This window comes from Paractinoplanes durhamensis, assembly GCF_016862175.1.
Classification (GTDB): Bacteria; Actinomycetota; Actinomycetes; order Mycobacteriales; family Micromonosporaceae; genus Actinoplanes; species Actinoplanes durhamensis.
Window position 1 is genome coordinate 283,952 of record NZ_BOML01000006.1, and the last position, 25,945, is coordinate 309,896.

Consider the following 25,945-nt stretch of genomic DNA (forward strand, 5'->3'; position numbering starts at 1 on the left):
ATGCAGAAGCCCCGCTCCGACTATCGGAGCGGGGCTTCCACCAAGCGCTACGCCGGCGCTACGGCCCGCGTGCGACGCATCGTCAACACATACTCGACGAGCGAGATGAGGACGTTCTTCGTCGACTCGCGGTTGCGGGCGTCGCAGCTCACCACGGGCACGTCGCTCGAGATCGCGAGCGCGTCCCGAACGTCCTGCGCGTTGTGGTACTGCATCCCGTCGAAGCAGTTGATCGCCACCAGGTACGGGAGGCGACGGTGCTCGAAGAAGTCGATGGCGGCGAAGCAGTCGGCCAGCCGGCGCGTATCGACCATGACCACGGCACCGATCGCGCCCCGGACCAGTTCGTCCCACATGAACCAGAAACGGGTCTGGCCCGGGGTACCGAACAGGTACAGGATCAGGTCACGATCGATACTGATGCGGCCGAAGTCCATGGCGACGGTGGTCGTCATCTTCCCGGGCACCTGCCGGTTGTCGTCGACACCCACACCAGCCGAGGTCATGATCGCCTCAGTGGTCAGTGGGGTGATCTCCGAGACCGACCCGACCAGCGTCGTTTTGCCGACGCCGAACCCACCGGCGATGACAATCTTCGCCGATGTAACGCGTCCCCCCGCAGCGGGACGGTGCGACATGTCAGAGCCTGCGAAGTCCACTCAGCACCCTTTCCAGCAGTTCCGTGCCTACCGCGTCGGTCTCGTCGTCCAGCGAGGTGGGCTCGTACACCGCGACCAGGCCATCAGTGGCCATGTCCGCGACGATCACTCGAGCCACACCGAGCGGCAGTTGCATGCGTGCGGCGATTTCAGCGAGCGACTGCACACGGCCGCCGTCGCACATGGCCGCGATGTACTGATGCTCGCTTCCACCCTGCCCGCCGCGGATCATTCCTGATCGCCCGCGCACGGTTGTCTCGACCAGCGCTTCCAGCGCTATCTCAAGCTTCGGCCGGGTCCGACCGCGGGTCACGGCGTACGGCCTGACCAGCGCGCCTGTCGGCTCATCGCGTTCGGGCATCGTCACCGCTCACCCCTTCCTCGAACCCCTAGAAGTGTCTCTTGTTGTCAATGATTTGGACAGCGGCCGGATGAACCGGCTACCTGCCCGTTCAGCCCAGCACGCCGGCCGCGGAACGCGGAGCCGGAGTGAGGGCCTCGCCGACGCGGTCGACAAGGAGGGCCATCTCGTAGCCGACCTGACCGACGTCGCAGCTGCGCGCTGCGAGCACCGCGAACGACGAGCCATCGGAGATCGACATCAGGAAAAGGAACCCGTTGTCCATCTCGACGACCGTCTGCAGCACCGCGCCACCCTCGAAGCACCGAGCGGCGCCCTGGGTGAGGCTGACCAGGCCGGAGGCGATTGCCGCCAGCTGGTCGGCACGGTCACGCGGAAGGTCCCGCGATGCTGCGAGGAGCAGACCGTCGGCGGAGACCGCGATCGCATGCGCGACTCCGGGAACGCGGTCGGCGAAGTTGGCCAGAAGCCAACCGAGATCCTGCGTAGATGTCATGCCTCATGCTCCTTGCCAGCCTGCGAGGACTGCTGCCCTCCCGGAGTTCCCTCCGGGTTGGTCGATTGTTCCTTGGTGCGACCGCGCTGCACACCCCGGTGGTACGCGGACAGCAGACCGCGAACTCCCTCGGGCGTGCGCTTCTGGGCGGGGTCTCCGCCACGGTCGACACCGCCGGGGACGAGCTGCGCCATCGGTGTGCGCTTGGGCAGCCCGGCCGTGGTAGTGGTGTCGATCGAGTGCTCGGCGGCCGCGCGAGCGGCCTGCCAGCCTTCGTCGGCAGCGGTTTGCCATGGATTACTCGCCACGCTGCCGTTGGCCCCGTTGCCGTTGGAGCCATTGCCGTTCGAACCGTAGCCGTTCGTGGCGCCAACGCCCACTGTTGCCGGGTCGAGCTCCCGCGATTCGGGCGAACCGGCCTGCTGCGGCACCGAACGGGTGGGTTCCCCGGTCGGGATCCGCTGCGAGGTGACCGCTTCGTCGGAGCCGTTGGGCTTGCCGTCCGGCCGGGACGGTGTGGTAGTGGTGAACCACGCCGACTCGAGCTCGCGGAAGATCGGTAGCTCCATCGTCTCGTCGGCGAACTGGCCCTGGTTGCTGTCCCGCTGACGGGCTGCCGCCTGGGCCGCGGCGATCTGCTGAGCCGCGGTGGCCTGAGCCTCGGCGGCCTGGGCCGCCGCGATCTCGTGGGCCGCCCGGGCCGCAGCCGCCGCCCGCTGCTGGGCTTCCGGGCCACCCGAGGTCGGCATCGCGGAGACCGGGGTCGCCGACACCGGACGGGCCGGCGGGGCGGACGACGGGATCGGCGCGGTCTGCGGGTTGCTCGGGCGCTCGACCTGGGGGTCGGACCGCTCGGGCCGGTAGCGCGGGATCTCGGCGGTCATGTCGAGCGCCGCGGCGAGGTTCTCCGGCACGTGCGGAGTGGCGTTCGGGTCGCGCTCGGGGGCGACCGGCGGCCAGACCGGTGGGTTCGCGGCCGCACCGGACACCGGCGACCCGTTGGCCGGCGGTGCCGAGTTCGGCCGGCCGTACGGCACCGGGGGTGCCGAGACCGGCGGCATCGGCGGGGCCGACACCGGCGGAACGTAACCGCCGCGACCCTGACTCTCCGGGTTGGACGGCAGCTGCCGCGGGATCGACGGACCACCGTAGGTGTCGTTGCCCGTCTGGAACTGGTCGCCGTTGCGGCGCTGCGGCAGGCCGTCGGGGCCGGTGAAGCCCTGCGGGCCACCGCCCGGGCCCATCGGGCCGGTCGGCAGCGGCGGGATCATCTCGTTGCTGCGCGGGCCGTAGAAGCCGTTCTGGCCGCCACCGCCGCCGCCGTTCGACGAGCCGTTGGTGCCGAAGCCGTTGGAACCGTTGGAACCACCCGACGCGCCGGTCAGATCGGACCAGGCCGGAACGCCGCGGCTGCCGTTGGTGCCGAGCATGCCGCCGTTGGGCATCGGCGGGTTCGGGTCGAAGGGACGGCCACCGGGGTAACCGCCACGACCGCTCTCCAGGGCCAGCGGCTCGGGCATGCCCGAACGACCGGGACCCTGCTGCAGGCTCTCGTAGCCGTTGGCCGGCAGCGGACGACCGGCGCTGTTACCGCCGGAGAGCACCGGCAGCGGCAGGCCGACCTCGGCCACCGTGCCGCGCTCGCTGTCGGCCGGGCGCAGCTCGACCTTGACGCCGTGCCGGTTCGCCAGCCGGGCGACCACGACCAGGCCCATCATGCGGGAGACGGCCACGTCCACCATGGGCGGGTTGGCGAGCCGCTCGTTGAGGTCGCGCAGCTGTTCCCGGCTGATGCCGATGCCGCGGTCCTCCACCGAGAGCAGCGCGCTGTCGCCCAGCCGCCGGGCCTCGACGGTGACCGTCGAGTTGGGCGGCGAGAACGCGGTCGCGTTGTCGAAGAGCTCGGCGACCAGGTGGACCATGTCGTTGACGGCGTGCGCCGCCACCTCGATGTCTCGGTCGATCATGCCGAACTCGATGCGGGTGTAGTGCTCGACCTCGGACTGGGCGGCCCGGAGCACGTCGATCAGGGCGGCCGGCTCGCGCTGCACGCGGGTCGAGTCGGCGCCGGCGAGAACCAGGAGGTTTTCGTCGTTACGCCGCATTCGAGTGGCCAGGTGGTCGAGCTGGAAGAGCTCGGCCAGACGGTCCGGGTCTTCCTCGCCGCGCTCCAGCCGGTCGAGGTGACCGATGAGCCGGTCGACCAGGATCTGCGAACGGCGGGCGAGGTTGACGAACATCGTCGCGACGGAGGCCCGCAGGGCGGCCTGCTCGGCCGCGGTGCGCACCGCCTCGAGGTGAACCGCGTTGAACGCCTCGGTCACCTGACCGAACTCGTCCCGGCTGCGCACCGGCAGCGGCTCGGCGATCTGGTCGGCGACCTGGGCCGGGGTCAGTGAGGTGGCGAGTGCCGGATCTCGCAGTCGGGAAACCGCGTGCGGCAACCCGAACTGGGCGACCGACAGGGCACCCTGGCGCAGCTCACGCAGCGAGCGGGCCATCGACCGGGCGACGAGCCAGGCGAACAGGATGGCCAGCAGCAGCATCGCGAGCAGAACGCTGGTCTCGATGAAGACCTTGCGGTTCACCGCGTTACGCAGATCGGTGGCCTCGACCACGATGTCGGCGTCGAACTTCTTCTCCACCTCGCGGAAGAGATTGTTGTAGCCGATCATCGCCGTCTCCCACTGCTGGGAGTCGAACGGGATGTTCTTGGTGTTCGCACCCTGCAGCGCGCGGAGCTGGATGGTCAGGTTGGTGGCGGCGCGGCCGTCGGTCACGTTCGCCGTGCGCTCGAAGAGCTGCTGCTCCTCGTCGCTGCCGACCGACTTGACGCTCGACTGCGCGAGCTTGAAGCCGGCGTCGGTGAGCAGGAAGTCCTGGCGCAGCGTGGCGTTGAAGTCGCCGGCGCCGAGCACCTCGTGACCGACGTCGCGCTGCTGGGAGATGAAGTCCTTGGCCCGGGCGACGGCGGCCACCGTACGCAGGTGGTCGCTCAGCTCGGTGTCGCTGGCCAGCTGGGCGGAGACGTCGCGGACCGAGAGCAGGTCGTCGATCAGCTTGCCGTAGGTGTCCTTGACGTCATCGGCGTTGAGCTTGCCGTTGGCGATCTGGCTCCGCTTGGCGGGCAGGTCCTCGAGGTTACGGTCCAGCCGCAGCAGGAGGGTGCTCACCTTGGGCGGCACGTCATCCAGCGCGGCCTTCTGCTGCGAATACGGAACCTTGGCCTGGTCGACCTGAGCGTGCTCGCCGTTGTAGGCCTTCATCGCCACGTCGCGGACAGTGCTCTGCCGCGGGCTCGTGGTGATGATGACGCCGTAGGCACGTTCGTTCTGCAGGCGGTCGACGAGACCACCGGCGGCCTCCGACAGAACCGAAAGGTTCCGAGCGCGCTCCGCGTTGCTCGCCTCGTCGATGTGGTCCACCAGACCGCTGACGCCGACGATGATCGTCGCCAGGGTAGGCACCAGCATGATGAGACCGAGCTTCGACCAGATCGGCAGATCTCGCAGCCGATCGGCCGGCCGACGGAGACGCGACATGACGCCGGTCGCCGTCTTGGGGCGCTTGCTCACGTCACCGTCCTCCTGATTCGGGCCCGGCTTTCGGGTCGCCGGAACACCGCACACGGCCGACTACCGCGTCGGGCCCCCGAGATTCCATCACGACGAGTGTCAAAGAGAAAGAGCAGGCGGACACGGACCGCTTGTGTGACGCGATGTTGCTCCGTCGGAGTTGGACATCGCCGGTTCGTTATGACTGCCTGTATCGCTTCGCATCTCTCAGAGTCACTCATGCCGATCGACTCGACGCGGGGGTGTCGTCGTTCGATCGGGCCCGATCGTAGTGGATCGCGGCAGGACAGACGATGTCGCGGTCGGGCCCGCAGAGCAAGGTGAGATGCCCGATTTTGAAGTATTTGTAGGGACCATTCTGACCGAACGGATGAGACGTCTCACCGAACCGGCAAAGCCGCAAACCTTAGGTCGGGTGGCGCTTGCCGGGAAGCACTCAACCCAGCAGCTTGGCGTAGGCCGGCTTGATCACTTCGTTGATGATCTCGAGGCGCTCGTCGTACGGGATGAAGGCCGACTTCATGGCGTTGATGGTGAGCCACTGCAGCTCCGCCCAGCCCCAGCCGAAAGCCTCGCTGAGCAGGGCCATCTCCCGCGACATCGAGGTGCCGCTCATCAACCGGTTGTCGGTGTTGACGGTGACCCGGAACCGCAGATCGTGCAGCAGACCGATCGGGTGCTCGGCGATCGAGGCGGCCGCACCGGTCTGCACATTGGACGAAGGGCACAACTCCAGCGGAATCCGCTTGTCGCGAACATAGGCCGCGAGGCGTCCGAGAACGGCATCTTCCCCAGGCGTACGCGTGATGTCGTCCACCAGCCGCACCCCGTGCCCGAGCCGGTCGGCGCCGCACCACTGGATGGCCTGCCAGATCGACGGCAGGCCGAAGGCCTCGCCGGCGTGGATGGTGAAGTGGAAGTTCTCACGCTGGAGGTACTCGAAGGCGTCCAGGTGCCGGGTGGGCGGGAAACCGGCCTCGGCGCCGGCGATGTCGAAGCCGACCACGCCCGCGTCCCGGTAGCGCACCGACAGCTCGGCGATCTCCTGCGAGCGGGCCGCGTGCCGCATCGCGGTCAGCAGCACCCCGACCCGGATCGGCCGGCCCAGGGCCGCCGCTTCCGCGGAACCTTCGACAAATCCGGCATTCACCGCGTCGACCACGTCGTCCAGCGAAAGACCGCGCTCCAGATGCTGCTCCGGCGCGTAGCGCACCTCGGCGTAGGCCACCCCGTCCGCGGCCAGGTCGAGCGCGCACTCCTTGGCCACCCGGTGCAGCGACTCGGCGGTCTGCATCACCGCCACCGTGTGCGCGAACGTCTCCAGGTACCGTTCGAGCGAGCCCGAATCGGCCGCCGCGACGAACCACTCGCCCAGCGCCGCCGGATCGCCGGCCGGAAGCTCGTGCCCGATTTCCCCGGCGAGCTCGAGGATGGTCTCGGGGCGCAGACCACCGTCGAGGTGGTCGTGCAACAGCGCTTTCGGTGCCTTGACGATGTCGGAGTGCGTGATGGCGGCCATCCGAGAAGCCTAGAGGGCGGGAACGAATGATCGACGGAGCATTGCCGTACCTGCGGTGCCCGAGTTGCGAACAGCCGTTGCACCGGGCCGATCGGGCCCTGCGATGCCCCCGCGGGCACAGCTTCGACATGGCCAAACAGGGATATGCGGACCTGAGCGCGGGCCGGCTGCCGCACTCCGGGGACACCGTGGAGATGGTGGCCGACCGGGCCGGCTTCCTGGCCGCCGGGCACTACGACTTCATCGCCGAGGCGCTCACCGCGTACGCCATCCCGGGTCTTGTCGTCGACGCCGGCGTCGGCACCGGCAGTTATCTGGCCCGGGTGCTCGACGCGGCCCCCGGCGCCACCGGCCTCGGCCTCGACGTGTCCAAGCCGGCCCTGCGCCGCGCCGCCCGGGCCCATCCGCGGGCCGCCGCCGTGCTCGCCGATCTCTGGCGGCCGCTGCCGATCGCGGACGCGTCGGCCGGCCTGATCATCAACGTGTTCGCGCCGCGCAACGGCGCCGAGTTCCGCCGGGTCCTGCGGCCGGACGGGGTGCTGGTGGTGGTGACCCCGGCCCCGGAGCACCTGCGGGAGCTGATCGCGGCGCACGGCCTGATCCGGGTCGATCCGGACAAGCAGCAGCGGGTCCGGGAGGCGCTCGACGAGCACTTCACGGCCGGCGCCGCCAAGTCCTACCAGCGCGAACTGCACCTGACCGCGGCCGAGGTGCGCACCCTGATCGGAATGACCCCGAGCGCCCACCACGTCCCGGTCGCCGATCTGCCGACCACCGACGTGCCGGTGACCGCGGCGGTGCAGGTGACGGCCTACCACCCCCGGTAGTCCTCAGACCGAGAGGTCGACCTCTTCCCACTCCGGCGGTTTGTCGTGGTAGGGGCCGTGGAAGAGGACCGCCCACTCCAGGGCCCAGCGACGCTGGCCGATCGCGTTGCTGTCGATCTCGCCGGGCACCGGCCCGCCGAGCCGCTCGGCCTCCTGGAACGCCCAGTCCAGGCAGTAGTAGAGGTCGAGCAGGACGGCCGCCTCGACCGGGTCGCGGGGCGACATCAGCGACCGCGACCGCCAGCTGCCGAAAGTCTCACCAGACGGGAGATCGGGCATCTGCGACATCATCCGGTCCTCGGGCGGGGCGGTCGGATCCAGATGCCGGCTCAGCCCCAGTAACCAGGCCAGCGCGAACACCGCGTCATGGTGCAGCACGAACGATCGGTGATCACCCTTGGCGCCGATCACGAACTGCCACTCCGGCGGCGTCACGAGATCGACCAGGTGCGAGCCGAGCAGCCAGCCCATCGCGATCTCGGTGGGCATCCCGAAGCACCGGGCCACGACCACGTGCAGGACCGCGCACCGCGCCTCGATCTCCACGGTCGGGCGCAGGTCGACCGTGTCGCCCGGCTCCCAGATCAGCGGGAAGCCGGGCGGTGGCAGCGGCAGACCCAGCCGCTCGACCTCGTCGAGGCTGGCGTCGCGGACCGCGCGCGGATCGGGGACGGCCTTCGTCATGGTGGGTCAGGCTATGCGGTCGAGAACGAGAGGGGTAAGGGCGGGCGCGGCCTCGCCGACGGTGACGGCCGCTGCCGCGAGGTCACGCGCCGTGTCGATCCGGGCGCTTTCATCCGTACGCAATTCGAGCAACACGTCCCCGGCCCGCACCCGGTCCCCCGGCTTCACCTTGAGCATCACCCCGGCCCCGAAGCTGACCGGGTCCTCCTTGCGCGCGCGCCCGGCGCCGAGACGCCAGGCGGCCACCCCGATCCCGTACGCGTCGACGGCCGTCACCACGCCGTCCGCCGAAGCGCGCAGCACCTCGGTCTCCCGGGCCACCGGCAGCGGGACATCCGGGTCGCCGCCCTGGGCCTGGATCATCCGGCGCCAGCTGTCCATCGCGGCGCCGCTTTCCAGCACCTTCGCCGGGTCGGCGTCGATCCCGGCCGCGGTCAGCATCTCCCGGGCCAGCGCCAGGGTCAGCTCGACCACGTCGGCCGGACCGCCGCCGGCCAGCACCTCGACCGACTCGGCCACCTCGATCGCGTTGCCGACGGCCAGGCCGAGCGGGGTGTTCATGTCGGTGAGCAGCGCGATCGTGTTGACCCCGCTGTCCTTGCCGAGCCGCACCATGGTGCTGGCCAGCTCGCGCGCGGTGGCCAGATCCTTCATGAAGGCACCGGAGCCGACCTTGACGTCGAGCACCAGCGCGCCGGTCCCCTCGGCGATCTTCTTGCTCATGATCGAGCTGGCGATCAGCGGAATGGCCTCGACCGTGCCGGTGACGTCGCGCAGCGCGTAGAGCTTGCGGTCGGCCGGGGCCAGGCCGTCGCCGGCCGCGCAGATCACCGCGCCGACGTCCTGCAGCTGGCGCTTGAACGCGTCGTTGCTGATCGAGGCCTGCCACCCGGCGATCGACTCGAGCTTGTCGAGGGTGCCACCGGTGTGGCCGAGCCCGCGGCCGGAGAGCTGCGGCACGGCCGCGCCGCAGGCCGCCACGAGCGGGGTCAGCGGCAGCGTGATCTTGTCGCCGACGCCGCCGGTGGAGTGCTTGTCGGCGGTCGGCCGGGTGACGCTGGAGAGGTCGAGCCGTTCCCCGCTGGCGATCATCGCGGCGGTCCAGCGGGCGATCTCGGCCGGCGTCATGCCGCGCAGCAGGATCGCCATGGCGAGCGCCGACATCTGCTCATCGGCGACCACACCCTTGGTGTAGGCGTCGACCACCCAGTCGATCTGTGCGTCGCTGAGGACGTGACCGTCCCGCTTCGCCCGGATGACGTCAACTGCCGCAAAATCGCTCATGTCAACTCCTCGCTTCGCTCCGAGTTACCAAGAGCAAATTCCGCACTGAACTTGCCGATTCGCTCGCTACGCTCGCTCATCTAGACCCCGTCCTGTGCCCACCGGGCGGGGATGCCCTCCGGTGGTTCTCCCTCGCCGGCCCAGGCCAGGCCGCCGTCGGCGTCCACCACCACGATCCGTGGCGTGCGGACCCGGCCCCACCCGACCGCCTCGGCGGTGGTGGGGAAGTTCGGACCCTCCTCGAGCACGCCCTTCGCGACGCCGCTCTCCTCGGGGCTGCCCCCGGACCGCTCCCAGTAGCCGGTCCAGACCGTCTCGCCGCCGGACAGGTCGGGGTGCACGAAGACCGTGCCCCGCCCGCGCCACTTGGCCAGCGCGGTCGGCACCTCGTGCCCGGCCGACGGCCCGTTGACCTTGTCGAGGTCGTCCGGCCCGAACGCGTGCGGCAACAGCTCGCTGAGCTTCAGCGGCCGTGGCAGCGCCTCGAACAGGCACTCCGGCCCGCCGTGCTCGTAGAGCAGCTGCCGGCAGCGCCCGCACGGCATCAGCGGGTTGCCGTTGGCGTCCACGCAGGAGACCGCCACCAGCCGGCCACCGCCGGTCGCGTGCAGCGAGCTGACCAGCCCGCACTCGGCGCAGAGCCCGACGCCGTAGGACGCATTTTCCACGTTGCACCCGACGACGACCCGGCCGTCGTCCACCAGCGCCGCCACTCCGACCGGAAAGTCGGAGTAGGGCGCGTACGCGTGCCGCATCGCCTCGATGGCGGCGGCCCGCAGTCCAGCCCAGTCGATCTCCATGCCCTGAATTCTGCCAGGTGAGCCGCTCAGCTCTTGACGTATGGGATGCCGTCCGCGGCCGGCGCCCGAACCCGGCCGACGAGACCGGCCACGGCCACGATGGTGGCGATGTAGGGCAGCATGTTGAGGAACTGGTTGGGCACCGGGCTGCCGGCCACGCTCAGGAAGTAGGCGAGCTTCTGCGCGAAGCCGAAGAACAGGGCCGCGCCGAGCGCGCCGAACGGGGTCCAGCGGCCGAAGATCAGGGCGGCCAGCGCGATGAAGCCGGCGCCCGCGGTCATGTTCTTGTTGAACGCGCCGGTGGAGACGAGCGTGAAGTAGGCCCCGCCGGCCCCGGCGATCAGACCGCCGACCATCACGTTCACGTAGCGCAGGCCGCGCACCCGGACACCGACCGTGTCGGCCGCCGTCGGGTGCTCGCCGACCGCGCGGGTGCGCAGGCCCCACCGCGTGCCCTTGAGCGCGAAGTGGATGACGAAGACCAGGATCAGGGCGATCCAGACCAGCACGTTGGTGTGGAACAGCACCGGCCCGATCACCGGGATGTCGGCCAGGCCCGGGATCTCCCAGCGCGGCATCTGCGGCGGCTGGTTGTACTTCAGGGCGTTCGGCTGCATCAGCCGCTCGTAGAGGAAGCCGGTGACGCCGAGCGCGAACAGGTTGAGCACGGTGCCGACGACGACCTGGTCGACCAGGAATTTGATGGCCAGCACGGCCAGCATCGCGGCGATGATCAGGCCGCCGATCATGGCGCTGATCAGGCCGGCCCAGACGCTGGTGGCGAGCGTGCCGACCAGGGCCGCGCCGAACGCGCCCATCAGGAACTGGCCCTCGATCGCCACGTTGACCACGCCGGAGCGTTCGCCGAGCACACCGGCCAGCGCGCCCAGGACGAGCGGCAGGGCGTACTCGACGCTGCCGCTGAGTGTGTCGATCAGCGGCATGAACTTGCCGGCCACCTGCCAGCACAGGAACGACAGCACGAAGGCCGCGATGCCGAGGCAGAGCAGCAGGGTCTGCCAGCGCTTGGCCTTGCCGGTCAGCATGACGACGCCGAGGGCCACCGCGATCAGCCCGAACAGGATCGTGCCGAACTGGCCGTTGATCGACAGCGCGGCGCCGCTCGCGTCGGTGCTGAGCGTGAAGCGGGCGGTCTTCGACTCGGCGAGCGGGCCGAAGATCAGCGCGGCCACCAGGCCGATGACCGTGACACCGGCGCCGAGCCGGCGGTCCCGGTTCCAGAACCGGTCGGGTGCGGCCAACCCGGTCAGGTTTTCCACTGTTGCCGTGGACACCTGGGTCACCAGCCCTTCGACATCGAGGCGCCGAGCCGTGCGGAACGGGCGGCGCGGAGCTGGAAGATCGCCTTCACCATGGCGGGCGCGGCGATGAAGATGACGATCAGGGCCTGCAGCACGGTGACCAACTCGAGCGAGATGCCGATGTCGACCTGCATCAGGTTGCCGCCGGCCCGTAGCCCGCCGTACAGGATCGCGGCGAACAGCGTGCCCCACGGCTTGTTCCGGCCGAGCAGGGCGACCAGCAGGCCGTCGAAGCCGATGTTGCCGGCCACCTGGGCGGTGAGCTTGTCGGCGGTGCCGAGCACCTGGGTCGCGCCACCGAGTCCGGCGAGGCCACCGGCCACCACCATGAGCAGGGTGTACGTCTTGGCGACGCTCATCCCGGCGGTCTTGGCCGCGGGCGGGTTCACGCCCACCGCGCGCAGCTCGAAGCCGAAGGACGACCGGTTGATGATCCAGGCGACCCCGGCGGTGACCAGCACGGCGACCACGATGCCGAGGTGCACCCGCAGCGGGGCGGGCAGCGCCGGCAGCTCGGCCGAGGTGGCGATGGTCTTGCTGATCGCGTCGCTGCGCTCCGGGTCCTGCACGCCCTTCTGCAGGATCAGCCAGCCGAGGAACAGCAGGGCCGTGTAGTTGAGCATGATGCTGGTGATGACCTCGTGGGCCCCGGTGCGGGCCTTGAGGAAGCCGGGCACGAAGCCCCAGAGCGCGCCGCCGAGCACGCCGAAGAGCAGCGCCACGAGCAGGTGCAGGCCGACCGGCAGATGGAACGCGAAACCGGCCACGCCGGCCAGCACGCAGCCCATGATCGCCTGGCCCTGGCCGCCGATGTTGAACAGGCCGCCGCGGAAGGCGAGCGCCACCGCCAGGCCGGTGAAGACCAGCGGGGTGGCGTAGGTGAGCGTCTCGGAGATCGGGTTGAACGCGGCCTGCCAGGTGCCGCTGCCGTTGAACCAGGCCTGGAACGAGGCCGGATCGAAGAGGGCGCCCTTGAACAGGTCGGCGTAGGCGCCGCTGATCAGGGTCCAGCTCGCCTCGAGCGCGTCGCTGGGCCGGGAGGTGAAGTACGCGAACTTGCCCAGCACCTCGGAGTCGGAGACCACGATCAGCACCGCCCCGACGACCAGCGCCAGGAAGATCGACAGGACCGTGACGGTGACCGTGTTGGCCGACCAGAGGTTCTTCAGGAAGAGGGTGAGGAAACCCTCCTCCTTTTCCTTGGGCGACTCCTTGGCGGGTGGGGGCGCCTCGACGTCGGTGGTCACTCTGTTTCCTCTTCCGGTTCCGGTTCCGCTGCGGCCTCCGCGCCGGTGATGCCGGCCATCAGCAGGCCGATCTCCTCGCGGGGCATGTCGGGCGAGACGATGGCCAGGATCTTGCCGCGGTACATGACCGCGATCCGGTCGGCGAGACCGACCACCTCGTCCAGCTCGCTGGACACCACGAGAACAGCGGTGCCGTTGTCCCGCTCGTGGATGATCTGGCTGTGGATGAACTCGATCGAGCCGACGTCCACGCCGCGGGTGGGCTGACTGGCGATCATCAGGCGCAACGGCCGGGACATCTCCCGGGCGACGACCACCTTCTGCTGGTTGCCGCCGGAGAGGGTGCTCACCGTCGAGGCCGGCGATGAGGTGCGGATGTCGAACTGGGTGACCCGCTCGGCGGCCGACTCGTTGATCGCCTTGGGGTTGAGCTTGAAGGCGTTGCCGAACGGCGGCCGGTCGTACATGTCGAGCACCAGATTTTCGGCGACCGAGAACTCCTTGACCACGCCGTCGAGGCTGCGGTCCTCGGGGATGTAGCCGACCCCGGACCGGAGGATCTTCTTGGTCCCCATCCCGGCCAGGCTCTCGCCGTCGAGCTCGAGGCTGCCGGAGCGGGCCGCGCGCAGGCCCACGATCGCCTCGACCAGCTCGGTCTGGCCGTTGCCCTGCACGCCCGCGATGCCGAGCACCTCGCCGGCCCGGACGCTGAGGTCCACGCCGTCGACCGCCCGGATGCCGCGGTCGTCGTCGACCACCAGACCGCTGATCTTGAGGACCTCCCGGCCGGGCTCGGCCGGGGTCTTGCTGACCTCGAGGCTGACCTGACGGCCGACCATGAGCGCGGCCAGCTCGTCCTCAGGGGTGTCCGGGGAGAAGGAGGTCCTGTTCCGGTCAAGGGTGGCGGCGGGGTGGTCGGATGGGGCGACCGTGCGGCCGCGGCGGATCACCGTGATCCGGTCGGCGATCGCCTTGACCTCGCGAAGCTTGTGGGTGATGAAGACGATCGACTTGCCGGTCTCGGCGAGGCTGCGCATGACCGAGAGGAGCTCGTCGGTCTCCTGCGGGGTGAGCACCGCGGTCGGCTCGTCCAGGATGAGCAGGTCGACGTCGCGGGTCAGGGCCTTGACGATCTCGACGCGCTGCTGGGCGCCGACCGGCAGGTCTTCGATCAGGGCGTCCGGGTCGACCGGCAGGCCGTATTTCTTCGAGGTCTCCAGCACGTCGCGGCGGTTGCGGCGGCGGTCGAGGATGCCGAGCGGACCGCCGCGGATCTCCTCGGCGCCGAGCGCGATGTTCTCCGCCACGGTGAAGACCGGTACGAGCATGAAGTGCTGGTGGACCATGCCGATGCCGGCGGCGATCGCGTCGCGGGGGCTGCGGAAGACCTTCGCCTCGCCGTTCACCACGATTTCGCCCTCGTCCGGCTGCAGCAGGCCGTACAACTGGTTCATCAGCGTCGACTTGCCGGCGCCGTTCTCGCCCAGCAGGGCGTGCACCTCGCCGGGCTCGACGGTGATGTCGATGTGGTCGTTGGCCACCAGGTCGCCGAAGCGCTTGGTGATGCCGCGCAGTTCGAGTCTCAGCGGAATCTCCTGACCTCGGCTGACCTGGTTGGTCATGTGGAACCGCCGCACGGCTGCGAGGAAAACTCGCAGCCGGGCGGCGGCCGAATGCTACTGCCGTATTACTTCGGGGCGTTGGCCGACTCGACCTTGACGGCACCCGAGATGATGTCTGCCTTCAGCTTCTCGACCTCGGTCTTGAGACCGGCGTCGACCTTGCTGTCGAACTGGTTGTACGGAGCGAGCTCGACGCCGTTGTTCTCCAGCGTGCCCAGGTAGCCCGGGGTCGCGGCGAGCGGCGTGCCGGTGGCGCCGGCGACGACCGCCTTCTCCACCGCGTCCTCGATGTTCTTCACGACCGTGGTCAGGAAGACGCTGCAGTACTGCGCCGCGCTCTTGCAGCCGTCCTGGTCGACCCAGATGATCGAGACCTTGCCGCTGGAGGCCGTCGCGACCTCGGCCGCACCGAGGCCGGTGCCACCGGCGACCGGCAGGATCACGTCGGCACCCTGCGAGACGAAGGTGCTGGCGAGCGCCTTGCCCTTGGCCGCGCTGGCGAAGTCGTCGGTGAAGCTGCCGGCCTGCTTGGTCTTGTCCCAGCCGAGCACGACGACGTTCTTGCTCTTCTGCTTGTTGTAGTACGCCACGCCGTCGGCGAAACCGTCCATGAAGATGGTCACCGGCGGGATCTTCATGCCGCCGAACGTGGCGACCTTGCCCGACTTCGAGTAACCCGCGGCCAGGTAGCCGGCGAGGAACGAGGCCTGGTGGGTGGCGAACTGCATCGGGTAGACGTTGGACCCGGTGCTACCGCTGTCCACGATGGCGAACTGGGAGCTCTTCTCCGCGTCCGACACCTTCTGGGTGGCGGTGCCCATGAGGCCGCCGACCGAGAGGATGAAGTTGCACTTCTGGGTCACGAAGCCGCGCAGGTTGGGCTCGTAGTCAGCCTCGGCGGTCGACGCCACGTACTTCGGGTCGACGTTGCTGGCCTGCGTCTTCGCAGCCTGCAGACCGGCCCACGCGGAAGCATTGAACGACTTGTCGTCGATGCCGCCGGTGTCGGTGACCATGCAAGCCTTGTATGCGGCGGCGGCGCTCGTGGAGCTACCGCTGGGAGTCTCGGCCGGGGCGTCACCACAGGCAGCGGCGGTGAGGGCAAGCCCACCGGCCGCGAGAACCGCAAGGATCCGCTTCCCACGTACTGGGCGCAAAACGCCCTCCTTCCAATGCACACCGACACCCGTCGGTGAGTCTTCAAGTTGGGGAGCGTAGCCGCAGGCCAGAGGGTCAACCGAAGTTTGCGCCGGACTGTTGGCGCACCGTTATCTCGCCGCAACCGGGGATGATGTTGAACGCCGGTTTAGGCGGATCTAAGCGCGAATTGACCGGAGATTACGTAACATGCCGTTAATCTTGCGGCCCGGCGCCGACCTTGGCCGCGAATTCTTCGGCCGGCCGGGCCCGCCGCCAGGCGAGGACGCCGAGCACCCCGACGGTGGTGCCGATGGCCAGCGACGCCGCGATCAGCACGGCGTGCACCCAGAGGAACGACGTGGGGCTGCCGTCGGCGAACGACCGGTCATCCTTGTAGATCGCCAGGCCGAAGCGCGGCCAGATCACCCAGGTCCAGACGCCGACCGCGATCAGGAAAAGCGCCCAGCGCCGCGTGATCACCATGCACGCCACTATCTCATCCACTTATAAAAGCGAGCGTTCGTTTTACACTGGCAGGATGCCACGCGTCTCCGAGGAGCATCTCACCGCCCGCCGCGAGCAGATCCTGGCCGCGGCCCGCACCTGCTTCCTGAGCAAGGGCCTGCACAACACGTCGATGCAGGACCTGATCCAGGAGGCCGGGCTGTCGGTCGGCGCGGTCTACCGCTACTTCAAATCCAAGCACGAGATCATCAACGCCATCGCGATGACCGTGGCCGGCGGCTTCCAGCAGCACATCGACGCGGTGGCGGCCGAGCGGCTGCCGATGATCGAGTCGATCGAGCAGATCATCACCGGCCTCGACCCGCAGATCGGCCCGGGCGGCAGCCTGCCGATCGCGCTGCAGATCTGGGCCGAGGCGACGCTCGACCCGGCGATCGGCGAGATCGTCAAGGAGCGCTACACCGGGATGCGGCTGAGCCTGCAGGCCGTCGTCGAGCACTCGGTGCAGAGCGGCGAGCTACCGCCGGACACCGACGTCGCCGGGGTCACGTCGGCGCTCTACTCGCTGATCCCCGGTTACGCGTTGCAGCGGCTGCTGACCGGCGGGCCGGACCGGGACACCTACCTGGCCGGCGTGCGGGCCCTACTTCACCGGGGCTAGCCGGGCCGCGATCCGGGCCCAGCCCTCGCGCACCTCGGCCTCGGTGGGTGCCCGCCCCGGGCGTACCCGCCGGGTCTCGTGATCCTCCTCGCCGAAGGCGTCGTCCTCCGGTGCCTCCGCCGCGGCCCGGGCCAGCTCGATCTCGTCCCGGATCGCCTCGGCGTCGGCTCGGGGCAGCAGCGGCTCGACCACCGCCATCAGGTCCTCGTCGGCCACCACCGCCTGGGCGAGGGAGAGGGCGTGCGCCCGTTCGTAGGGACCGCAGACGATGGGTTCCCAGTCCTCCTCGTCGCCCAGCGAACCGATCGTGATGACCCAGGGAAGATCGGCCACCGGCGAATTCGCCGGCAGGTCAAGCGTCACGAGAGTGCCCACGGGCACATCATTCCGGGCGGGTGTGCCGAATCCAGCTATTTTGCCCCACCGGGGCATTTTTATCGTCAGCTGATAAGTCGACGACCCGACCATGCGGGCTGGTCGCCGCCCAGGCCGCGCCGAAGAGCAGCAGCTGGTTGAAGACGTACAGGTAGACCAGCACGCCGACGGCCGAACCGACCAGGGCGTAGGCCGGGTTGTGCTCGACCAGGCCGACGAACGACTTGCCCACCGTATTGAGCAACGTGATGCCGAAGCCGACCTGCAGCACCGGCGGCGCGATCCGGCGCACCGTCATCCGCAACCGCGGCACGGCGGCCAGCAGCGCCGCCGCCAGCAGCATGTTGACCGCGATGGTGAGCAGCCAGCTCACCGCGTTCTGCACGAAGCCGTCGGCGAGCCAGTCGGTCACCTTCTCCAGGCCGTAGACCGCGAGCTGGGAGAGGGCGAGCAACACGATCAGGCCGATCAGAACAAGAAGATCCAGCGCTTGCCGTACGCCGATGTAGCCGGGCTGCTCGGGAATCCGCCAGATGAGCCGCTGGGACGAGCGGATCGCCTCCACCCAGCCGATGCCGGTGAAGGTCAGCCCGAAGATGCCGACGATGCCGACCGTCTTGCCGCTGGACAGGATCGCCTGGATGTCGAGGAACGGCAGGTTCTGGGCGAGGAACTCGGTGACGATGTTCAGCAGTTCGACGTTGCTGGTCAGCAGGATGCCGAAGATCGAATACCCGATCAGCAGCAGCGCGAAGATCGCGAAGAAGCCGTAGTAGGCGATGGCGGCGGCCAGCCGGCCACCCTGCGCGTCCCAGAAACGCAGCAGGGCCCGGCTGAGGTGATCGAAATACCGCGACCGGAAACGAAGACGCATGATTCGCGCTTCGGCGGCGTCATACGCCCGATCGATCGGGTTCACGGCCGCACCGTAACCGAAATCACGGTGCGGGAAACTCTAGACACCCAGGGGGAAGTCGCGGCGTCTCCGCCAGGGCCCCTCGCCGCCGTGCGAGAACAGCGTGAACGACGTGACGTGGAATTTCGCCGAGAACCCGCCGAGGTCCTCGAACACCGCGTCGAGCTGCTCGGGCGACACGTCCTGGGCGACCGTCACGTGCGGGTGATAGGGGAACCGGGAACCGCGGTCCACATCGTCCGACGACGTGATCGCCTCGGCGAGCAGCTCGCACTCGCTGATGCCGACCGCGAGCGCCACGAACACCACCTCGGTGATCGGCCGGAACGTGCCGGTGCCCCGCAGATGGATGGTGAACGGCTGCTGGGCGACCGCCACCTTCTCCAGGTGCTTCTCGACGGCACCGAGCGCGTCGGTGGCGATCTCGGTCGGGCCGAGCAGCGTCACGTGCGCCGGCGTGTAGGCGGCCTGCGGGTCACCGGCCGCGGCGCGGCGCAGCGTCAACTGCTCGCCCCACGGCTCGGGGATGTCGATCGCGACACCGATCCGCGTCGTCGCTGCGGCGGTCACCGCCGCTCAGAGCTCGCGGGCCGGGCTGAGGAAACCCACGTTCTGGTACGCCTCGGCGAGCGTCACCGAAGCGACCGCGCGAGCCTTTTCGGCCCCGATCGCCAACACCTTGTCCAGATAGCCCGGGTCCTCCAGGTAGGCACGGGTGCGTTCCTGAACCGGCTTGACGAACTCGACGACGATCTCCGCGAGGTCCTTCTTCAGGTCGCCGTAACCGCGGCCGTCGTACTGCTCGAGCAGTTCGTCTATGGTCCGCATGGTCAGCGCCGCGTAGATGGTCAGCAGGTTGCTGACACCCGGCTTGTTCTCCTCGTCGTAGAGGATCTCCCGGCCGGTGTCGGTGACCGCCGACTTGATCTTCTTGGCCGAGCGGGCCGGCTCCTCGAGCAGCTCGATGATGCCGTTCGGCGAGGACGCCGACTTGCTCATCTTGGCCGTCGGGTCCTGCAGGTCGGTGATCTTCGCGGTGTCGCGCAGGATGAACGCCGACGGGACCCGGAAGGTCGGGCCGTAGCGGGTGTTGAACCGCTGGGCCAGGTCGCGGGTCAGCTCGAGGTGCTGGCGCTGATCCTCGCCCACCGGGACCTGGTCGGCCTGGTAGAGCAGGATGTCGGCGGCCTGCAGGATCGGGTAGGTGAACAGCCCGACCGTGGTGGTGTCGGCGGCCTTGGCCGACTTGTCCTTGAACTGGACCATGCGGCCGGCCTCGCCGAAGCCGGTGATGCAGCTCAGCACCCAGCCGAGCTGAGCGTGCTCGGGCACGTGCGACTGGACGAAGAGCGTGCACCGCTCCGGGTCGAGCCCGAGGGCGAGCAGCTGGGCCGCCGAGATCCTGGTCCGGTTGCGGAGCGCGATGGGGTCGTGCCCCATCGTGATCGCATGCAGATCGACGACGCAGTAGTAGGCGTCGTGCGTTTCCTGCATCGCCACCCAGTTGCGGACCGCGCCAAGGTAGTTGCCGAGATGGAACGAATCGGCGGTCGGCTGGATACCGGAAAGGACCCGAGGGCGGTAGGCGGCGTCTGACATAGCGGCCATTCTGTCAGGAGTCATCGGAGAGTGGCGAACACGTCCCGGCTCCGAGTTGTGCTGTTCGACAATGTTGACTTGTGATTGTTTCTGGTGGAAACTCAGGGCCGCCTAGACTTGCCGAAAACAGCGTCGACTGAGGGGTTACACGTCGTGAAATTGCTCGTCACCGGGGGTGCCGGCTACGTCGGCAGCGTCACCAGCCGACTGTTGCTCGATGCGGGCCACGAGGTCACCGTGCTCGACAACCTCAGCACCGGTTTCCGCGAGGCCGTCGCGCCCGACGCGACCTTCGTCGAGAAGGACATCCGCGACGCGGCCGACGTGCTCACGCCCGACTCCGGCTTCGACGCGGTGCTGCACTTCGCCGGTCTGATCGCGGCCGGCGAGTCGATGGTCAAGCCGGAACTGTACTGGCACGACAACGTCGTGAAGTCCCTGGCCCTGCTGGATGCGGTGCGGGCGGCCCGGGTGCCGCGGTTCATCTTCTCGTCGACCGCCGCCGTCTACGGCAACCCGGTCGAGCTGCCGATCACCGAGTCCGCGGCCAAGGCGCCCACCAACACGTACGGCGCCACCAAGCTGACCTTCGACCACGCGCTGACCTCGGAGACGTACGCCCACAAGCTGGCCGCCGTCTCGCTGCGCTACTTCAACGTGGCCGGGGCGTACATCCAGGACGGCTACGAGATCGGCGAGCGGCACAGCCCGGAGACCCACCTGATCCCGATCGCGCTGCAGGTGGCCGCGGGTAAGCGGGAGAAGCTGCAGCTGTTCGGCGACGACTACCCGACCGACGACGGCACCTGCGTGCGCGACTACATCCACGTGGCCGACCTCGCCCGGGCGCACCTGCTCGCGCTGGACGCCGCCACCCCGGGCGAGCACCGCATCTACAACCTGGGCAACGGCAACGGCTTCTCCAACAAGCAGGTCGTCGAGGTGGCCCGCGAGGTCACCGGCACCGCGCTGCCGGCCGAGCTCGCGCCGCGCCGCGAGGGCGACCCGGCCACCCTGGTCGCCTCCTCCGCCAAGGCGCACGCGGAGCTGGGCTGGGTGCCGGAGAAGAACACGCTGCAGGCGATGATCTCCGACGCGTGGACGTTCTACCGCTCGCACGTCGCATGAGCGCCGCCGACGTCTTCCGGCAGCGCTACGGCACCGAGCCCGCCGGCCTGTGGGCCGCCCCCGGACGGGTGAACCTGATCGGCGAGCACACCGACTACAACGAGGGCTACGTTCTGCCCTTCGCTCTTCCGCAGCGCACGATCGCGGCGGTCGGCCCGGCCCCGGCCGGCGAGTGGACCGTCTGCTCCACCTTCGCCGACGAGCCGGTCTCGTTCGGGGTCACCGAACCGGGTGAGGTTTCCGGCTGGGCGGGTTATGTGGCCGGCATCGTCTGGTCGCTGCGGGACGCCGGCTTCGAGGTGCCCGGCGCCCGCATCGCGATCGACTCCGACGTGCCGCTCGGTTCCGGCCTCTCCTCCTCGGCGGCGCTGGAGTCGTCGGTACTCACCGCGCTGATCGACCTCGGCGGGCTGGACGTTCCGCTGGAGCGGCGGCCGGCACTGGCCCAGCGGGCCGAGAACGTCTACGTCGGCGCGCCCACCGGCATCCTCGACCAGTCGGCGTCGATCCGCTGTCAGGAGGGCCGGGCGCTGTTCCTGGACTGCCGGACGTACGAGATCGACCAGATCCCGTTCGACCTGGCCGCCGAGGGCCTGGCCATCCTGGTGATCAACAGCAACGCCCCGCACCAGCACGTCGACGGCGAGTACGGTGCCCGGCGCAAGTCGTGCGAGGAGGCGGCGCACATCCTCGGCGTGCCGGCGCTGCGCGACGTCACCCCGGACGACCTGGCCGAGGCGCTCGCCAAGCTGGACGACGACGTCATGCGCCGCCGGGTGCGGCACATCGTCACCGAGGACCAGCGCGTGCTGGACACCGTCGAGCTGCTGCGGGCCGGCCGCACCCGGGACATCGGACCGCTGCTGACCGCGTCGCACGCCTCCATGCGGGACGACTTCGAGATCACCGTCCCGCAGGTCGACATCGCGGTCGAGTCGGCGCTGGCGGCCGGGGCCTACGGCGCCCGGATGACCGGCGGCGGCTTCGGCGGCTGCGTGCTCGCCCTGATCGACACGGCCCGGGCGGACGAGACCGTGGCCGCCGTCGAGGCCGCCTACGCGGAGGCGACGTTCACCGCTCCGACCTGCTGGATCGCGACCGCCGGGCCGGGTGCTACGCGGCTCTAGAAGGCCGGCCCAGGGTGCTCTCCCGGGCCACCAGCCGGTGCTCCACGCAGATCGCGCGGGGCGGCACGGTGGCGGCTGATCCGCCACCGAGCCGCTCGGCCAGCAGGTCCACCGCGAACTGGGCGATCCGGGCGGTGTCCGGCGCGACCGTGCTGAGCGACGGGGTGCTGTAGCGCCCCTCGTCGATCCCGTCGAAGCCGATCACCGCGATGTCCCCGGGCACGTCCAGCCACCGATCCGCGCAGGTCCGGATGGCGCCGAGGGCCAGCGGGTCGGTGAAGCAGAAGACCGCGTCCGGCGGCTCGGGGTTGCAGTCGAGCAGCCACGCCATCGCCGCGGCGCCGTCGGCGAGGTGCATGCCCGACACCGTGGCTACCAGCCGCGGATCGACGGCGAGACCGGACTCGGCGTGCGCGGCCCGGAAACCGGCGAGGCGCTGGGCCCGGGTGACCGCGGACGGCCGGGCCGGTCCGCCGATCGCGGCGATCCGCCGGTGGCCGAGGCGCAGCAGGTGACGGGTCGCGTCGGCGGCCGCCGCGGCACCGTCGATCGCCACGTGGTCGGCCGGGCCGCCGCGCATCCGCTCGCCGAGCAGCACCGTCGGCAACCGGTCCCGCCCCATCATCGACGGATCGAGGCCGACCGGGCTGAGGATCAGGCCGTCGACGGCGTGCCGGCGCAGGCCGGCGACCAGGTCGCGTTCCCGGCCGGCGCGACCGTCCGTCTGTTCGATCAGAACGGTCCAGCCGCGCGGCTCGGCGGACCGCACGATCAATCCGGCCAACTCGGCGAAGTAGGGCGAGCGCAGCTCGGGCACGGCCAGCGCGATCACCCCGGAGCCGCCGCCGCGCAGACGGCGCGCGGTGGGGTTGGGCACGTAGCCGAGCGCGTCGATGGCGGCCTGGACCCGGGCCCGGGTATCGGGAGCGACGTGCGCGAAGCCGTTGACGACATTGGACACCGTCTTGATCGACACACCCGCGCGGGCGGCGACGTCCTTCAGTCGGGGCGGCACGGCTTTGCACGTTACAACGTTGCAGTACTTAAGGCCGATCACCCGGGGGAGCTACCGAACCCCGACAGAATCTCCGCTCCCGATTACCGTGACGTCATGTCCGTGAGCACAGCATGTGCGCCGGCCGAGGAATCCTCGGTCGTCGTGGAGGGTGATCTGGAAGCTGCGGTTGCCCTGATGTCCGTTTGTGGCCCCTGGAACCATCCGTTGCGGCAGTTCGCCTCGTCCACATTGAGCAAGTGCCTGGCCGGGCACCCGGAAGCGGTGATCGTCGACCTGTCCGCCCTCGACGACCGCACCTGCGGCAGCGCGACGACCTGGTTGGGCGCTCAGCAGTCGGCGGCGTTCCTGCAGCCGGTGGTGGAACTGGCCCTGTGCATCCCGCCCGAGCTGCCGCTGGCCGACCGGATGCAGCGCCTCGGCACCCGCGGCCATCTGCCGGTGTACGCGAAGCTGCGCCAGGCGCGGGTGGCGATCACCGGCCGGCTGCCGTCCGCCGAGCGGATGACGCTGTCCCTGCCGGCCGAGCCGGAGTCGCCGAGCCTGGCCCGCAACCTGATCACCGAGGCGTGCCTGTCGTGGGAGCTGCCCGGCCTGCTGCACCCGGCCCGGCTGGTCATGTCGGAGCTGGTGACGAATGCGATCGAGCACACCCGGGCGGCGATCAGCGTGTCGGTGTGCCGGCGTGGGGCCGGCGTTCACCTGACCGTGTCGGACACCGACCCGGCGCTGCCGACGATGCGGAAACCGGCGAGGCCCCGCCCGGGCCGGCCGTTGGACGACCGGGGGCGGGGCCTGCGCGTGGTGACGGCGACCGCGGACGCCTGGGGCGCCCTGCCCACGAAGACCGGAAAGATCGTGTGGGCAACGCTGCAGCCGGTTACTGCGCCTCGATGATCATGCCGGCGCCGACCGTCCGGTTGGTGCTCTCGTCGATCAGGATGAAGCCGCCGGTGGTGCGGTTACGGCGGTACTCGTCGGCGAGCAGCGGCACGGTGGTGCGCAGCTTGACCCGGCCGATCTCGTTGAGCCCGAGTTCGCCGGCGGTGTCGTCGCGGTGCAGGGTGTTGACGTCGAGGCGGTACTGCAGGCCGCGGACGACGGTCCGGGCCGTACGCGTGGTGTGCTTGATGGCGTATTTCGCGCCGATCCGCAGCGGGGCCGTCTCGTCCATCCAGCAGATCATGGCCTCGATGTCCTGGGCCACGGCCGGCGCGTTGTGCGGCCGGCAGATCATGTCGCCGCGGGAGATGTCGATCTCGTCGCTGAGCCGGACGGTGACCGACATCGGCGGGAACGCTTCGGCGACCGGGCCGTCAGCGGTGTCGATGCCGGCGATCGTGCTGGTCAGGCCGGACGGCAGGACGAGCACCTCGTCACCCGGCTTGAGCACGCCGGAGGCGACCTGACCGGCGTAGCCGCGGTAGTCGGTGACCGTGGTGGACTGCGGGCGAATCACATACTGCACCGGGAAGCGCACGTCGACCAGGTTGCGGTCGGAGGCGATGTGCACGTGCTCCAGGTGGTGCAGCAGCGACGGCCCTTCGTACCACGGGCTGTTCTCCGAGCGGGAGGCGATGTTGTCGCCGTTGAGCGCGGAGACCGGGATGATCGTCAGGTCGGTGATCTCGAGCTTGGCCGCGAACGAGGTGAACTCGTCGGCGATCTTGTCGTAGATGTCCTTGTCCCAGTCGACCAGGTCCATCTTGTTGATGCACAGCACCAGGTGCGGCACGCGCAGCAGCGACGTCAGGAACGCGTGCCGGCGGGACTGCTCGACCAGGCCCTTGCGGGCGTCGACCAGGATCAGCGCCAGGTCGGCGGTGGAGGCACCGGTGACCATGTTCCGGGTGTACTGAATGTGCCCCGGGGTGTCGGCGATGATGAACTTGCGCCGCGGCGTCGCGAAGTAGCGGTACGCCACGTCGATCGTGATGCCCTGCTCCCGCTCGGCCCGCAGGCCGTCGGTGAGCAGCGCCAGGTTGGTGTATTCGTCGCCGCGCGCCGCGCTGACCGCCTCGACCGCGTCCAGCTGGTCGGCGAAGATCGACTTGGTGTCGTAGAGCAGGCGCCCGATCAGGGTCGACTTGCCGTCATCGACGCTGCCCGCGGTGGCGAAGCGGAGCAGGTCCATGCGCTGCGCCGGAGCGCTTTCCGCCTCCAGGACTGCCTGGCTCATCAGAAGTAGCCCTCTCGCTTGCGGTCTTCCATCGCTGCCTCGGAGACCTTGTCGTCGCCGCGGGTCGCTCCCCGCTCGGTGATCCGGGTCGCGGCGACCTCGGCGATCACCTTCTCCACCGTGTCCGCGTCGGAGAGCACGGCGGCGGTCTGCGACGCGTCACCCACCGTCCGGTAGCGGACCCTCCGGACCTGCGCGGCCTCGCCCTCGCGCAGACGGATGAACTCGTTGACGGCGTAGTGCATGCCGTCGCGCTCGACGACCTCGCGGTCGTGCGCGTAGTAGATGCTCGGCAGCGGGATGTTCTCCCGCTCGATGTAGTGCCACACGTCGAGCTCGGTCCAGTTCGACAGCGGGAACACCCGGATCGACTCACCCGGGTGATGCTTGCCGTTGTAGAGCCCCCAGAGCTCCGGGCGCTGGTTCTTCGGATCCCACTGACCGAACTCGTCGCGGAACGAGAACATCCGCTCCTTCGCCCGCGCCTTCTCCTCATCCCGCCGCGCCCCGCCGAACAGCGCGTCGAACCGGTACTTCTCCACCGCCGCCAGCAGCACCGGCGTCTGGATCCGGTTACGGGTGCCGTCCGGCAGCTCGCGGACCAGGCCGGTGTCGATCGCCTCCTGCACGCTGGCGACGACCAGGTTGAGGCCGAGGGTCGCGACCCGGGAGTCGCGGTAGTCGAGCACTTCCGGGAAGTTGTGGCCGGTGTCGATGTGCATCACCGGGAACGGGATCCGCGCGGGCGCGAACGCCTTCTCGGCCAGCCGCAGCATGACGATCGAGTCCTTGCCACCGGAGAACAGCAGAACCGGGCGCTCGAACTCGGCCATCACCTCGCGCATCACAAAAATGCTCTCGGCCTCGAGAGCATCCAGATGTGAGACGCGGTATGGCTTCGGCTGACTCATCGGTGTTTCCCGACCTTTCCGGGGGGTTGCTTA

The 25,945-nt window shown here is 69.5% G+C and carries 25 protein-coding genes; 5 read left to right on the forward strand and 20 right to left on the reverse strand.

Annotated features, from left to right (window positions below; all coding sequences use genetic code 11):
• Positions 1-47: 47 nt before the first annotated feature.
• From Adu01nite_RS04270 to Adu01nite_RS04290, 5 genes are all read right to left on the reverse strand, one after another.
• Positions 48-638, reverse strand: coding sequence for a GTP-binding protein (locus tag Adu01nite_RS04270; RefSeq protein ID WP_203725129.1), 591 nt, complete (start codon positions 636-638; stop codon positions 48-50).
• A gap of 1 nt (position 639) precedes the next feature.
• Complete coding sequence (locus Adu01nite_RS04275; protein ID WP_203725131.1) at positions 640-1,020, reverse strand: DUF742 domain-containing protein; 381 nt, start codon at positions 1,018-1,020, stop codon at positions 640-642.
• A 91-nt stretch (positions 1,021-1,111) separates the two neighbouring features.
• Positions 1,112-1,516, reverse strand: a complete 405-nt coding sequence (locus Adu01nite_RS04280) for a roadblock/LC7 domain-containing protein (RefSeq protein WP_014447580.1) — start codon at positions 1,514-1,516, stop codon at positions 1,112-1,114.
• Positions 1,513-5,091 (reverse strand): sensor histidine kinase, encoded by a 3,579-nt coding sequence (locus tag Adu01nite_RS04285; protein WP_203724994.1) that lies wholly within the window; start codon positions 5,089-5,091, stop codon positions 1,513-1,515. Before Adu01nite_RS04285 ends, Adu01nite_RS04280 begins: the two co-directional genes overlap by 4 nt.
• A 436-nt stretch (positions 5,092-5,527) precedes the next feature.
• Positions 5,528-6,610 (reverse strand): adenosine deaminase, encoded by a 1,083-nt coding sequence (locus Adu01nite_RS04290; protein WP_203724996.1) that lies wholly within the window; start codon positions 6,608-6,610, stop codon positions 5,528-5,530.
• 26 nt (positions 6,611-6,636) lie between these two features.
• On the opposite strand from Adu01nite_RS04290, the gene Adu01nite_RS04295 reads away from it, so the two are divergent.
• Positions 6,637-7,437 carry a putative RNA methyltransferase gene (locus Adu01nite_RS04295; RefSeq protein WP_203724998.1) on the forward strand — a complete coding sequence of 267 codons (801 nt, stop codon included), beginning with the start codon at positions 6,637-6,639 and terminating at the stop codon, positions 7,435-7,437.
• Between the two features lie 3 nt (positions 7,438-7,440).
• Here Adu01nite_RS04295 and Adu01nite_RS04300 read toward each other — a convergent pair whose 3' ends face one another.
• From Adu01nite_RS04300 to Adu01nite_RS04335, 8 genes are all read right to left on the reverse strand, one after another.
• Positions 7,441-8,121: a DUF4272 domain-containing protein gene (locus tag Adu01nite_RS04300; RefSeq protein ID WP_203725000.1), complete on the reverse strand. Its 681-nt coding sequence runs from the start codon at positions 8,119-8,121 to the stop codon at positions 7,441-7,443.
• Between the two features lie 6 nt (positions 8,122-8,127).
• A complete protein-coding gene (locus Adu01nite_RS04305; RefSeq protein ID WP_203725001.1) occupies positions 8,128-9,405 on the reverse strand; it encodes a thymidine phosphorylase in 1,278 nt (425 codons plus the stop codon).
• A gap of 80 nt (positions 9,406-9,485) precedes the next feature.
• Positions 9,486-10,205, reverse strand: coding sequence for a cytidine deaminase (locus Adu01nite_RS04310; RefSeq protein ID WP_203725003.1), 720 nt, complete (start codon positions 10,203-10,205; stop codon positions 9,486-9,488).
• Positions 10,206-10,231: 26 nt separating this feature from the next.
• The gene (locus Adu01nite_RS04315) at positions 10,232-11,500 is read right to left on the reverse strand and encodes an ABC transporter permease (RefSeq protein ID WP_203725004.1); all 1,269 of its coding nucleotides are present in this window, start codon (positions 11,498-11,500) and stop codon (positions 10,232-10,234) included.
• A gap of 5 nt (positions 11,501-11,505) precedes the next feature.
• Positions 11,506-12,774, reverse strand: coding sequence for an ABC transporter permease (locus Adu01nite_RS04320; protein ID WP_203725006.1), 1,269 nt, complete (start codon positions 12,772-12,774; stop codon positions 11,506-11,508).
• Complete coding sequence (locus Adu01nite_RS04325) at positions 12,771-14,411, reverse strand: ABC transporter ATP-binding protein (RefSeq protein WP_307836541.1); 1,641 nt, start codon at positions 14,409-14,411, stop codon at positions 12,771-12,773. Before Adu01nite_RS04325 ends, Adu01nite_RS04320 begins: the two co-directional genes overlap by 4 nt.
• 50 nt (positions 14,412-14,461) lie before the next feature.
• Entirely contained in the window at positions 14,462-15,553 is a 1,092-nt protein-coding gene (locus Adu01nite_RS04330; protein ID WP_203725008.1) for a BMP family lipoprotein, read from the reverse strand.
• Between the two features lie 196 nt (positions 15,554-15,749).
• The gene (locus tag Adu01nite_RS04335) at positions 15,750-16,019 is read right to left on the reverse strand and encodes an SCO4848 family membrane protein (protein ID WP_203725010.1); all 270 of its coding nucleotides are present in this window, start codon (positions 16,017-16,019) and stop codon (positions 15,750-15,752) included.
• Between the two features lie 55 nt (positions 16,020-16,074).
• On the opposite strand from Adu01nite_RS04335, the gene Adu01nite_RS04340 reads away from it, so the two are divergent.
• Complete coding sequence (locus Adu01nite_RS04340; protein WP_203725012.1) at positions 16,075-16,662, forward strand: TetR/AcrR family transcriptional regulator; 588 nt, start codon at positions 16,075-16,077, stop codon at positions 16,660-16,662.
• Here Adu01nite_RS04340 and Adu01nite_RS04345 read toward each other — a convergent pair.
• From Adu01nite_RS04345 to trpS, 4 genes are read right to left on the reverse strand one after another with little or no spacing between them, the layout of a single operon-like run.
• Positions 16,645-17,037, reverse strand: a complete 393-nt coding sequence (locus Adu01nite_RS04345) for a hypothetical protein (RefSeq protein WP_203725014.1) — start codon at positions 17,035-17,037, stop codon at positions 16,645-16,647. The genes Adu01nite_RS04340 and Adu01nite_RS04345 overlap by 18 nt on opposite strands.
• A gap of 7 nt (positions 17,038-17,044) precedes the next feature.
• Entirely contained in the window at positions 17,045-17,956 is a 912-nt protein-coding gene (locus Adu01nite_RS04350) for a YihY/virulence factor BrkB family protein (RefSeq protein WP_203725016.1), read from the reverse strand.
• A gap of 36 nt (positions 17,957-17,992) precedes the next feature.
• Positions 17,993-18,523, reverse strand: coding sequence for a 2'-5' RNA ligase family protein (locus Adu01nite_RS04355; protein ID WP_203725018.1), 531 nt, complete (start codon positions 18,521-18,523; stop codon positions 17,993-17,995).
• 6 nt (positions 18,524-18,529) lie between these two features.
• Positions 18,530-19,552, reverse strand: a complete 1,023-nt coding sequence (gene trpS / locus Adu01nite_RS04360) for a tryptophan--tRNA ligase (protein WP_203725020.1) — start codon at positions 19,550-19,552, stop codon at positions 18,530-18,532.
• 153 nt (positions 19,553-19,705) lie between these two features.
• Between trpS and galE the strand changes: the two genes are divergently transcribed.
• Both galE and galK read left to right on the forward strand, forming a co-directional pair.
• Positions 19,706-20,680, forward strand: a complete 975-nt coding sequence (galE, locus tag Adu01nite_RS04365; protein ID WP_203725022.1) for a UDP-glucose 4-epimerase GalE — start codon at positions 19,706-19,708, stop codon at positions 20,678-20,680.
• Positions 20,677-21,807, forward strand: a complete 1,131-nt coding sequence (gene galK / locus Adu01nite_RS04370) for a galactokinase (RefSeq protein ID WP_203725023.1) — start codon at positions 20,677-20,679, stop codon at positions 21,805-21,807. Before galE ends, galK begins: the two co-directional genes overlap by 4 nt.
• Here the strand turns inward: galK and Adu01nite_RS04375 are convergent.
• A complete protein-coding gene (locus Adu01nite_RS04375) occupies positions 21,794-22,822 on the reverse strand; it encodes a LacI family DNA-binding transcriptional regulator (protein WP_203725025.1) in 1,029 nt (342 codons plus the stop codon). The genes galK and Adu01nite_RS04375 overlap by 14 nt on opposite strands.
• Positions 22,823-22,918: 96 nt before the next feature.
• Here Adu01nite_RS04375 and Adu01nite_RS04380 point away from each other — a divergent pair, with 96 nt between their 5' ends.
• Entirely contained in the window at positions 22,919-23,719 is an 801-nt protein-coding gene (locus Adu01nite_RS04380; RefSeq protein WP_203725027.1) for an ATP-binding protein, read from the forward strand.
• Here Adu01nite_RS04380 and Adu01nite_RS04385 read toward each other — a convergent pair.
• On the reverse strand, positions 23,703-25,001 hold the full coding sequence (locus Adu01nite_RS04385; RefSeq protein ID WP_203725029.1) for a sulfate adenylyltransferase subunit 1: 1,299 nt from the start codon (positions 24,999-25,001) through the stop codon (positions 23,703-23,705). The genes Adu01nite_RS04380 and Adu01nite_RS04385 overlap by 17 nt on opposite strands.
• Positions 25,001-25,912, reverse strand: coding sequence for a sulfate adenylyltransferase subunit CysD (cysD, locus tag Adu01nite_RS04390; RefSeq protein ID WP_203725031.1), 912 nt, complete (start codon positions 25,910-25,912; stop codon positions 25,001-25,003). The genes Adu01nite_RS04385 and cysD overlap by 1 nt, the downstream gene beginning before the upstream one ends.
• Positions 25,913-25,945 lie beyond the last annotated feature (33 nt).